Here is a 6,822-nt window from a genome sequence, read left to right as displayed (position 1 = left end):
GGCCCCCGCGCGGGGGGGGGGCCGGGGGGGGGCCCCGCCCCCCCGCGGGGGGGGGGGGGGGGGGGGGGGGGGGGGGGGGGGCCCCCCCCCCCCCCCCCCCGGCCGCCGCGCCACCTCGTGCGCGGCGGCGGCCGTGGAGTCGGCGGGCACGGCCCGGGCGCCCGGCAGGTGCTCGTCCAGCCACCCGGCGCACTGGGCGAGGGCGTGCGGGTGGCTGTACACCTCCCGTACGTCACCCAGGTCGGTGCCGGCCGGCGCCATCAGGGCGAAGGTCACCGGGAGTTCGACCTCGCCGGTGATGTGCAGCCCGGACTCGGCCAGCTGGTCCATGGTGGCGGGGACCACGCCCTTCACCGAGTTCTCCAGCGGGACCACGGCCGTCGCGCAGTCGCCGCGGCGGACCGCGTCCAGGGCCGCGGGGACACTGGGGTACGGGCGCCGGGGCAGTTCCTCACCGTGGGCGGCGTACGCGGGGAGTCTGCGCAGCGCCGCCTCGGTGAAGGTGCCCTCGGGGCCCAGGAAGGCGTACGCGGTGGCGGATGTCATGGCCGAGGGCGCCCGTCAGCTCTCGATCACCCGGTGGAACGCGACCGTGTCGAAGATGTCCTCCATGCGCACGGCCTTGCCGTCGCGGAACGTCCAGGAGTGGACGAACTGCAGCGTCTCGGTGTGGCCGGTGCGGGAGGTGACGTCACGGACTCCGAAGACGACGACCCGGTCGCCGTGGTCGAGGAACTCCAGGGGCTGGAGCCTCATCCCGCCGAGGACGGTCGGGACGTGGGCCAGGAAGCCCCGGACGCCGGCGTGGCCGTGCTTGGTGCCGCCGAGGCCGTAGGCGTGCATGCCCTCGGGGTGGATCCACTCCATGTCCTCGGCCATCGTGGCGACGAGCGCGTCGACGTCACGGTCGCGGAAGGCGGCGTAGGCCGCGTGGATCAGGTCCAGGTTGCTGGTGGTGGTGGTCATCGCTCGCCGCTCCTCAGCGCTGCTTCGCGTACTCGGGATACATGGACTCGACGGTGCGGCGGATGCCCTCGCGCCAGTCGACCTTGCACGGCCCGGTGAGCTGCTTCCGCAGCGTCGGGTCGAACTGGTAGGTCTCGCGGGTGACCTCGCTCGGCACCAGCTTGGCCTGGACGCCGGTGAGCTCCTCCAGGTGCCGGACGCAGTCGGTGATGCCGACGGACTCGTCGCCGCCCCAGTTGGTGAGGGTGGCGGGCACGGTCGCCGCGTTCCACAGGTGGGGGACCTGCTCGACGAGGTCGTCGGTGTAGAGCAGGGAGCACCAGTTCTGGCCCTCGACCGGGACCGGGATGGGCTCGCCGGCGAGCATCCGCTTGAAGTAGAGCATCGGGACGCCGCCGTAACCGCCGGGGCCGTACGCGATGTTGAGGCGGGCGATGATCGTGGGCAGGCCGAGGGTCGCCGCGTACGCGCGGACCGCGCCCTCGGTGGCGATCTTGACGACCGGGTAGGCGGGCAGCCAGTCGGCGACGCCGTCGACCGGGTCGTCCTCGCGGTAGGCGTGGTCGAGGGTCTGGCGCTTGTAGAGGGCGCCGGTGGAGACGTACAGGAACGCCTCGGCGGTGCGGCAGTGGGTCATCAGGCGCCCGGCGGCGACGGTGTTGACCTCGACCGCCCGGTTGAAGTCGCCGTCCTCGCCGCGGTTCACGGCGGAGTGGATGACATGGGTGAAGTCCTCGGGCAGGCCCTTGAGGGCGTCCTCGCTCGTGTCGTCCATGTCCCAGCGGAAGGTGGTGATGCCGTGCTCGCGCAGGGCGTCCTCCGAGCCGGGGGTGCCGAAGCGTCCGAGCGCCCAGACCTCGTTGTCCTGGGCGAGCGCCTTGGCGACCGGTCCGGCCACCTGGCCCGTGCCGCCGGTGACCAGGATCTTCTTGCCGTTCATCTGTGCAATCCCCTTTGATTCGTGCTTACTTGCCGTCGCCGAGCGCCCGGTCGAGCTCCTTGCGGAGGATCGACTGGAAGCCGGCCACGTGCTGCGGGCCCATCAGCGTGTAGTGCTCGCCGGGGACGTCGATGAAGTTGACGTCGTCGGCGTGCTCCTTCCAGCGGCTGAGCTCGTTGTTCAGCCAGTCCTCCTTCGTGCCGCGCAGCGGTATCGCGTAGAAGACGGACATGCCGCGGACGTGGCCGGACGGCGAGTAGCTGCGGCCGAGGTCGGTGAGCCCGTCGGCGAGTTCGGCCCAGGCGGTGAACTTGGCCAGGTCCAGGTCGAGTTCGGCGAGCCGGGCCTGCGGCGCGTGCTCGATGAAGTAGGCCAGCTGCTCCTCCTTCGACAGGTGGCCCAGCTGCTTCGGCAGCTCCAGCGACTGCTTCTTGTCGATGAGGGCCAGGAAGAAGGCCAGGTTGGCCGCGGTCTCGACGAAGTCCAGCTCGTCCATGCGGTACTTGATGTGCGGGGGCAGGTTGAAGCTGCCGATGAAGTCGACCCGCTCGCCCTCGGCCTCCAGGACCTTGGCGATCTCGAAGGCGACGGCCCCGCCGTACGAGTAGCCGGCGACGGCGTAGGGGCCGTGCGGCTGCTTCTCGCGGATGGCGGCCACGTAGGTGCTCACCATCTCCTCGAAGCTCTCGAAGGGCTTCTCGCCGGGGTTGAAGCCGCGGGCGCGCAGGGCGTAGAACGGCCGGTCGCCGACGAAGTACTTGGCGAGGTTGACGAAGACGAGGACCTCGCCGACGCCGGGGTGGACACAGAACAGCGGCGTCTTGTCGCCGACGACCTGCATCGGCACGATCGGGTCGTACGGGCGTTCCGCCGCCCCGCCGGCCGCGTCCTCGGCGAGCCGGGCGGCCAGCGCGCGGACGGTCGGCGCCATCAGGACGGTGATGATCTGGAGGTCGTTCGCGCCGAGGCGGCGGGCGACCAGGCTGCGCAGCCGCAGGATGTCGAGCGAGGTGCCGCCGAGGTCGAAGAAGTTGGCGGTGGCGCTCAGCTTCGCGGGGTCGGTGTCGAACATCTCCGCGTAGATCCCGGCGAGGACCGTCTCGGTCTCGCCCTCGGGCGCGGTGTAGCCGCCGAGGCGGCGCAGGATCAGGTCGGCGACGGCGTCGGCGGTCTCCGTGTACGCCCCGGCTTCGAGGCGCTTGCGCATGAGCGGGCGCTGGATCTTCCCGAGGCTGGTCTTCGGGAAGGCCTCCTTCGGCAGCGGGAGGATCAGCGAGGGGCGGAAGCCCCAGTGCATGACGACGCTGGCGCGGACCGCGGACAGGACCCGGTAGAGGGCGAGTTCGTCGCCGTCCTCGACCTCGGGGTGGAAGGCGACGACGAGCTGCTCGGTGTCGGAGCCCGGGGCGCGGGTGGGGAAGGCGGCGACGTAGGAGCGGGCGACGTCGTCGAGCTCCTGGAGCAGGGTCTCGATGTCGTGGCTGAAGTAGTTGACGCCGTTGACGATGATGCTGTCCTTGCTGCGGCCGACGAGGGTGAGGCGCCCGTCGTCGATCCGGCCCAGGTCACCGCTGCGGAACCAGCCGTCGGCCGTGAAGGCGTCCTTCGTGGCCTGCTCGTTGTTGTGGTAGCCGGGCGTGATCATGGGGCCGATGAGCTGGAGTTCGCCCGTCCGCCCCTCCCCCAGCGGCCGGTCCTGCTCGTCGGCGACGCGGATCCGCAGGCCGTCGACGGGGCGCCCGAGGTTGGCGAACTCCTGCCCCTGGTCGGAGGCGGGGAACTCGCGCGAGTAGATGGACCCGGCGCAGGTCTCGGTCATGCCGAACGCGGGCCACAGGGTGTCGCCCTGGAGGCCGTACGGGGCGAAGTGCGCCAGGAAGGCCTCGCCGGTGGTGCGGACGACGGCCTCGCCGCCGCTGATGATGTGCCGCAGCTTCGACAGGTCGACCGGGCCGTGCTCGTCGAGCCGGTCGGCGGAGGCGTTGAGCAGCCCGAGCAGGAAGTTCGGGGTGAAGGTCATGGTGACGCCGTAGCGGGAGATCAGCCGCAGGAAGTCCAGCGGTTCGCCGAGGACGACGGTGGCCTCGACGTGCAGCTGGGTGGCGCCGACGGACAGCGGCAGCAGGTGGCACTCCAGGAGCGCGGCGACGTGGTCGAAGGAGACCCAGTTGAGCGAGAGGTCCTCGGGCCCGATGTGGTGCGCCGTGTTCTTGCCCGCCATGGAGGCGATCAGGTTGGCGTGGGTGAGGCGCACGGCCTTGGAGTTGCCGGTGGAGCCGGAGGTGAGGACGAGCAGCGCGGTGTCCTCGGGGGCCGCCTCGTGCAGCAGCTCGGCCGGCTCGGCGCCGTACAGCGTGTCCAGGGCGGTGACGGCGAGGCCGTCGACGCGGGGCAGCTCGGCGGCCAGGCTGTCGTTGGTGACGACCAGCGGCCCGTCGAGCAGGGTGTGGACGTGGCCGAGCTGGGCGGCCCAACGCTCCGGGTCGCCGCCGAGCGGAGCCATCGGCACCGGCACGTAGCCGCCGAGGAGGCAGGCCCAGAAGGCGGTGAGGAACTCCTGCGGACGCTCCAGGAGCAGGACGACCTTGTCCTGCGGGGCGAGGCCGCGGGCGCGCAGGCCGGCGAGGACCCGGCGGGCCTCGTGCACCAGCTCCGGGTACGTCTGGAGCCGCGCTGCCGCGGCGCCGGCGTCGCCCTCGTGGTGGAGGACGCCGGAGCCGGGGTGGGCCTCCGCCGCCTGGAGCAGCAGGTCCGCGACGGTCCGGGTCGATGGGATGGCCACGGTCATGGCGATGTCCTCTCTCTGGTGTGCGGTGTGTGGTGCGGTGGCCCCGTGGAGGGCGCGCGACGGGTGCCGGAACACGGCCGCCGCCGGCTGCGGGATGGGCAGCACGACGGCGACGGAGACGGCGTGGGGGCGGCCGGGAACGGTGGATCCGGCCGGGCGGGCCGCGCGGTGGAGACAGCGCACCGACCTTCACGTCCAGCTTCTTCGGACGGGCGCCGGCGTTCAATGGGGCTTGTGTCAGAGCTGTGTCGGGTTTCTCAAATCCCGGTCGGGCTGCGCGGGTTCTCTCACAGCTCCGTGAGGGACGTCACGTGGTGCGCCACCGGGGGCCGGGTGCCGGGGCGGGGGGCGCGCAGCGCGACGGCGGCGTGGTGGCGGGGGCCGCAGGGCAGGTCGTCCACGGTCCAGCCGGCCGGGTCGGATGCGAGGTCGTCCAGGGTGCTGTCGCGGCCGAGGCCGGTGCCGAGGCCCTTGAGGTACGCCTCCTTGCGGGCCCAGATCCGGCCGAAAGCGGCGGCCCGCCGGGCGGGGTCGGCTTCGGCCGCGAGGACGGCGCGTTCGCCGGGGTGGAGCGCGGGCAGCAGTCCGGGTACGTCCTCGGGCGCGGGGCGCAGCTGGGCGTCGGCGCCGACGGGGACGGGGGCGGTGGCGACGAGGACCAGGCCCTGGGTGTGCGAGAGGGAGAAGTGCACCGGCGGTTCGGGGACGGCGAGCACCGGCCGCCCGTGCGCGGCCCCGCAGCACGGGCAGGGCTCGCGCGCGAACACCAGCTCCTCGGGACGGCCCCCGGCCTGCCGCGCGAGGAGCGTGCGCAGGGCGAGGTGCGCCACGGTGTACAGCACGCGGTCGGAGGCCCGCACGAAGGACGCGGCGCGCTGCCGCTCGTGGGCGTCGAGGACGGTGGTGTCGAGCGCGTCGGCGGACAGGACGGTGTCCACCTCAAGGAACCAGGCTTCGGCCTGCATGGGGCGGGGGTCTCCTCGGGGGTGTGGGCGTGGGTGTGCGCGTGGGTGTGGGTGTGGGCGCGGGTGTGGGTGTGGGTGTGGGTGTACGGGGGAACGGCGACGCCCCGCCGTCCGGACGGGAGCCGGGGCGGGGCGTCGGGGTGGTGGGCATGGGCTCGGGGCGGGTGCCCGGGGCGGGTGTTCCGGCCCCAGGTCCCCGGCCCTCCGTGTCACTTCATCGCGGGTGTGCGCGGCCGGCGGGTGCTGAAGCTGCCGTGGACGTCGCTCTCCGCGTAGTACGTGCGGCCACAGCGGTTGCGTCTGCGCCAGCGCTGCTCGCTGGCGAGGCGGTACACGGTGCCGGTGGGCGCGCCCCACAGGTCCGCGATGTCCCGTGCGGTGAGCCAGCGTTCGACGGGCTCGGGCGCGGGCGCCGTGGACTGGGCGGGCACGCGTGGCGTGCCCTGGGCCGGGACCCGCGCGGCGCCCTGGGCGGGCATCCGCTGGCCGGGCATGGCGCGGCGCAGCCGGGTCCATTCGTGGCTCGCCCACTGGTGGGCCGGGTCCGCGTCGCACAGGATGCGCCGGGTGCCGCCGACGACCGCGAGGCCGCCCGTGCAGCCGGGTTCGACGCAGGGGCCGACCGGGAGGTGCCGTACGGGTTCGCGGGCCACGCGCCGGGCGGCGCCGACCAGCCGGTCCAGCTCGCGGGTGGCGTCCGCGACGGCGGGGTGGGCGGCCAGCCATTCGGCGCTGCGCAGCAGGAAGGCCGCCAGGTGGACGGGGGTGCGCCGGGGTGCGGGGAAGCCCCGCTCGTCGGCGACGAGTCCGCTCCAGGAGCCGAGGGTGGCGACGATCGCCGAACGCACCTCGGCCGCCGGGCCGTTGAGCGGGATTCCGGCGGTGCCGCCGCCGGTGCCGCGCCGTTCGCCGGACCCGCGCGCCGGGCCGGCGCCGCCGAGCACCCGCTCGCACGCGGCGTAGAGACCGGGAAGTTCTTCGAGGGCCGCGACGAGCCGGCCCAGACATGGGGGGCAGAGCCGGAGATCCGGCCGTACCCGTCGTTTGCCGCCGCCGTCGACGGCGCTCCGCCTGCAGTCCTCGCCCACGCACACGGCCCGCGGGGGCAGGTGCGTCGCCGGGTGAGCCATTTTCCGATTCTCCGTGTTCCGAATCCGTGCGCC

Annotated in this window: 6 protein-coding genes; all 6 read right to left on the bottom strand. The window is 73.5% G+C overall.

Features of this window, described 5'->3' with window-relative positions; translation table 11 throughout:
• A partial coding sequence (locus ACZ3ZE_RS28910) for a prephenate dehydratase (RefSeq protein ID WP_467261511.1) occupies positions 1-546 on the bottom strand: 546 nt, incomplete at its 3' end.
• Positions 547-561: 15 nt separating this feature from the next.
• On the bottom strand, positions 562-966 hold the full coding sequence (locus tag ACZ3ZE_RS28905) for a nuclear transport factor 2 family protein (RefSeq protein WP_361178899.1): 405 nt from the start codon (positions 964-966) through the stop codon (positions 562-564).
• A 13-nt stretch (positions 967-979) separates the two neighbouring features.
• A complete protein-coding gene (locus ACZ3ZE_RS28900) occupies positions 980-1,906 on the bottom strand; it encodes an NAD-dependent epimerase/dehydratase family protein (RefSeq protein WP_329424160.1) in 927 nt (308 codons plus the stop codon).
• Between the two features lie 25 nt (positions 1,907-1,931).
• The gene (locus ACZ3ZE_RS28895; RefSeq protein WP_361178897.1) at positions 1,932-4,694 is read right to left on the bottom strand and encodes a non-ribosomal peptide synthetase; all 2,763 of its coding nucleotides are present in this window, start codon (positions 4,692-4,694) and stop codon (positions 1,932-1,934) included.
• Positions 4,695-4,981: 287 nt separating this feature from the next.
• Entirely contained in the window at positions 4,982-5,659 is a 678-nt protein-coding gene (locus ACZ3ZE_RS28890) for a 4'-phosphopantetheinyl transferase family protein (protein WP_467261375.1), read from the bottom strand.
• 209 nt (positions 5,660-5,868) lie between these two features.
• The gene (locus ACZ3ZE_RS28885; RefSeq protein WP_361178892.1) at positions 5,869-6,789 is read right to left on the bottom strand and encodes a hypothetical protein; all 921 of its coding nucleotides are present in this window, start codon (positions 6,787-6,789) and stop codon (positions 5,869-5,871) included.
• Between the last annotated feature and the right edge of the window lie 33 nt (positions 6,790-6,822).

The sequence above is a fragment of the Streptomyces sp. NPDC023157 genome (assembly GCF_055560575.1).
The sequence above is the reverse complement of the archived record's forward strand: the minus strand, read 5'-3'. Positions and strand labels throughout refer to the sequence as shown.

Bases quoted from the DNA above. Each gene is read 5' to 3' on its own strand.
- ACZ3ZE_RS28890 (WP_467261375.1), bottom strand. From the start codon at position 5,659: ATGCAGGCCGAAGCCTGGTTCCTTGAGGTGGACACCGTCCTGTCCGCC.
- ACZ3ZE_RS28885 (WP_361178892.1), bottom strand. From the start codon at position 6,789: ATGGCTCACCCGGCGACGCACCTGCCCCCGCGGGCCGTGTGCGTGGGC.
- ACZ3ZE_RS28900 (WP_329424160.1), bottom strand. From the start codon at position 1,906: ATGAACGGCAAGAAGATCCTGGTCACCGGCGGCACGGGCCAGGTGGCC.
- ACZ3ZE_RS28905 (WP_361178899.1), bottom strand. From the start codon at position 966: ATGACCACCACCACCAGCAACCTGGACCTGATCCACGCGGCCTACGCC.
- ACZ3ZE_RS28895 (WP_361178897.1), bottom strand. From the start codon at position 4,694: ATGACCGTGGCCATCCCATCGACCCGGACCGTCGCGGACCTGCTGCTC.